Source organism: Inquilinus sp. OTU3971 (assembly GCF_038440215.1).
Map to the genome: position 1 here is coordinate 1 of NZ_JASATH010000366.1, position 3,160 is coordinate 3,160.

The following is a 3,160-nucleotide window of genomic DNA, read 5'->3' on the forward strand; positions in this document are numbered from 1 at the left end:
CCCCCCGGGGGGGGGGGGGGGCAGGGGGAGGGGTCTGCGCGCGTCCGCGCGCGAATGGGCGGGGCGCCGAACTCGCCGCCCATATCGCTTTGCGACAGTCTGGGCCGACTCGAGCCGAGAGAACCCCCTCCCCCTATCCCCCTCCCGCGAGGGGAGGGGGGACTCAGAGGATGCGACGTGGATGCCGTAGCCCGCGAATGGGGAGAGTGAATGGGGAGCTTCCTGTTCCTAGCTCCTGTCAAACCCCAGGTCCCGCCGCATCTGGTCGGACAGCGCCTTGGTGTCGAGCACCCGGCCGGCGGCCGGGCGCAGCATCCGCTGAACGGCGGCGCGCAGGGTGGAGATCAGGCCGCGCCGAGGGCGAAGCCGGGGGATCGGGCGCACGGGCGCCCGCTGGACGATGCTGGTCATTTCGGTCTCCGGATGGCCCGGATGCATCAGCTCTGCTGATGCGTGTCGACGGGCCGTCGTTGCGATGTGGTCTGTATGAGACGAATATCGGCGTTCGGCGGGCGTTCGACCAACGCGTTCTCGATAAGCAACGGATAAGCTGTCTTTATGGATGAAGGATCAGCCTCGCGCCTGCCGCCGCTGCCGGCCATCCGGGTGTTCGAGGCGGCGGCACGCCATCTCAGCTTCACCAGGGCGGCGGCCGAGCTGGGCATGACCCAGGCGGCGGTCAGCTACCAGATCCGCCTGCTCGAGGACCGGGTCGGCGCGCCGCTGTTCCTTCGCCTGACCCGCAAGGTGGCGCTGACCGAGACCGGGGAGAGGCTGGCGCCGGCGGTGACCGAGGCCCTGGCCCGGCTGGCCGGCGCCTTCGCCGCGGCGCGCGACGACACCGGCGGGCTGCTCTCGATCACCTCGATCCACACCTTCGCCACCAACTGGCTGGTGCCGCGGCTCGGCCGGTTCCAGCTGGCCCATCCCGGCATCGCCGTCCGGCTCGACACCAAGACCAAGCTGGTCGACTTCACCCGCGGCGACAGCGACGTCGGCATCCGCCACGGCATGGGCGTCTGGCCCGGCCTGGCCGCCCATCCGCTGATGCCGATCGAATACACCGCCCTGTGCAGCCCGGCGCTGCGCGACCGCGCCGGCGGCCTCGATGATCCGCGCGACCTGCTGCGGCTGCCGCTGTTCTGGGACGGCGGCGACGCCTATTGGCAGCGCTGGTTCGCCGCCGCCGGCGTGGCCGTGCCGGAGTCCGTGTCCAATGGCGGCATGCGGCTCGAAAACCAGCAGATGATGGGCCGCGCGGCGCAGGCGGGGCAGGGGCTGGCCTTGGTCAACCCGACCTTCTTCCTCGACGAGCTCGCCGCCGGCGAGCTGGTCCGGCCCTTCCCCTACAGCATCCGCGACGAGGGCTCCTATTACCTCGTCTATCTCGACAGCCGCCGCGACGTCCCGAAGATCGCCGCCTTCCGCGACTGGGTCCTGGCCGAGATCGCCGCGGATGAAAGGCAAGGCCTGGCTCAGGTTGGGTGACGGCCGGGTGGCAACGGGGTCGATCGAAAAAATGAGTCCCCCCTCCCCTCGCGGGAGGGGGTTAGGGGGAGGGGGGTCTCTCGGCTTGAGCCGGCCCAGACCGTCGCAAACCGGCATCGACGGCGAGTTCCTGCCCTGGCCATTCGCGCGCGGACGCGTGCAGACCCCTCCCCCTGCCCCCCTCCCACAAGGGGAGGGGGGACTAAAAAGAAACGGGCTTCAGCTGTTCTGAAAAGGTCCCGCAAGCGGGAGAGGCAATCGGATGGCGCCCTCAGAAAGGCCGCGTGACCCCATCATAGGTCAAGATCGCGCCATACAGCTCCGGCCGGCGGTCGCGGAACAGGCCCCAGCTGGCGCGCTGGGCCCGGATGGCGTCGAGGTCGAAGCGGGCGACCAGCACCTCCTCCTCGGTGCGGCCGGCCTGGGCCACCAGCTCGCCGGTCGGGCCGGCGATGAAGGAGGAGCCGTAGAAGCTCTGGCTGAAGCGCTCGCCCTGCTCGGTGCCGATGCGGTTCGAGGCGACCAGCGGGATCAGGTTGGCGCCGGCATGGCCCTGCATCACCCGGGTCCAATGCGCCTGGCTGTCGAGGCCGCCATCCTGCGGCTCGCTGCCGATCGCGGTCGGGTACAAGAGCAAATCGGCGCCCAGCAGCGCCATGCAGCGCGCCGCCTCGGGGTACCACTGGTCCCAGCAGATGCCGCAGCCGACCTTGCCGTAGCGGGTGCTCCAAACCCGGAAGCCGGTGTCACCGGGGTTGAAGTAGAACTTCTCCTCATAGCCCGGCCCGTCCGGGATATGCGACTTGCGGTAGACGCCCAGCACGCTGCCGTCGGCGTCGACCATGGCGATCGAGTTGTAATAGGCGTTGTTGGCCCGCTCGAACACGCTGACCGGCATCGCCACCTGCAGCTCCGCCGCCAGCTTGCGGAACCGCTCCACCACCGGGTGGCCGTCGATCGGCTGCGCCAGGGCGAAGTGCTTCTGCAGCTCGTCGCGGCAGAAATAGGGGGCGGCGAACAGCTCCTGCGGCAGCACGATCTGGGCGCCGCGGCCGGCGGCCTGGCGCACCAGCGCCTCGACCCGGTCCAGGGTCTCGGCCTCGTTCCAGGTGCAGAAGGTCTGGGTGGCGGCGACGGTCACGGTGGTCATGGGAGCGATCCCTCAAGCGGTCTGCGGCTGGCGCCGGCGGGGCCGGCTGTCGGCGGCGCTGGTGCGGCCGCGGGCGCGGCGGCGCTCCTTCAGCCGCTGCAGCACGGTCAGCCGCCAGCCGTTGTCGGCGTCGCGCCAGGCCGCGATCTCGTCGGTCGTGCGCAGGCAGCCGGTGCACAGGCCGGTCCCGGCCTCGAGCGTGCAGACGCCGATGCAGGGCGAAACGATGGGCGGGAGATCGGAGTCCATGGCCCCTTCCAGGTAACCCGGCCGCGGGCCGGGTTCAAGGCGGCACGTGCGGGGCCTAGCGGCGGTGTCGTGACCGGGCGAGGCCGGGTCGCAGGCGCGATGGTCGGCGGAGCCTCGGGGCGTAGCATCGGGACTCCGCGAGAAGGATTGCCGTGATGACCGACGCCCCCGCCACCCCACCGCCCCCCCTGCCGTCGGACGACACCCAGGACAGCGGCGGCCGGGCCGGCCGGCGCGGCCGCGGGGGGGGCCCGGGCCCGCGGGGCCCGCGCC

At 71.5% G+C, this 3,160-nt stretch carries 4 protein-coding genes; 1 reads left to right on the top strand and 3 read right to left on the bottom strand.

Annotation, left to right across the window (positions count from 1 at the left end):
- Positions 1-228: 228 nt before the first annotated feature.
- Positions 229-411: a hypothetical protein gene (locus AAHM41_RS39645; protein WP_342242151.1), complete on the bottom strand. Its 183-nt coding sequence runs from the start codon at positions 409-411 to the stop codon at positions 229-231.
- Positions 412-558: 147 nt separating this feature from the next.
- On the opposite strand from AAHM41_RS39645, the gene gcvA reads away from it, so the two are divergent.
- On the top strand, positions 559-1,488 hold the full coding sequence (gene gcvA / locus AAHM41_RS39650) for a transcriptional regulator GcvA (RefSeq protein WP_342242152.1): 930 nt from the start codon (positions 559-561) through the stop codon (positions 1,486-1,488).
- A 271-nt stretch (positions 1,489-1,759) separates the two neighbouring features.
- On the opposite strand, the gene aguB is transcribed toward gcvA, so the two are convergent.
- Both aguB and AAHM41_RS39660 read right to left on the bottom strand, forming a co-directional pair.
- On the bottom strand, positions 1,760-2,638 hold the full coding sequence (gene aguB / locus AAHM41_RS39655) for an N-carbamoylputrescine amidase (RefSeq protein ID WP_342242153.1): 879 nt from the start codon (positions 2,636-2,638) through the stop codon (positions 1,760-1,762).
- A gap of 12 nt (positions 2,639-2,650) precedes the next feature.
- Positions 2,651-2,887 (bottom strand): DUF1289 domain-containing protein, encoded by a 237-nt coding sequence (locus tag AAHM41_RS39660; RefSeq protein ID WP_342242154.1) that lies wholly within the window; start codon positions 2,885-2,887, stop codon positions 2,651-2,653.
- Positions 2,888-3,160: the final 273 nt, after the last annotated feature.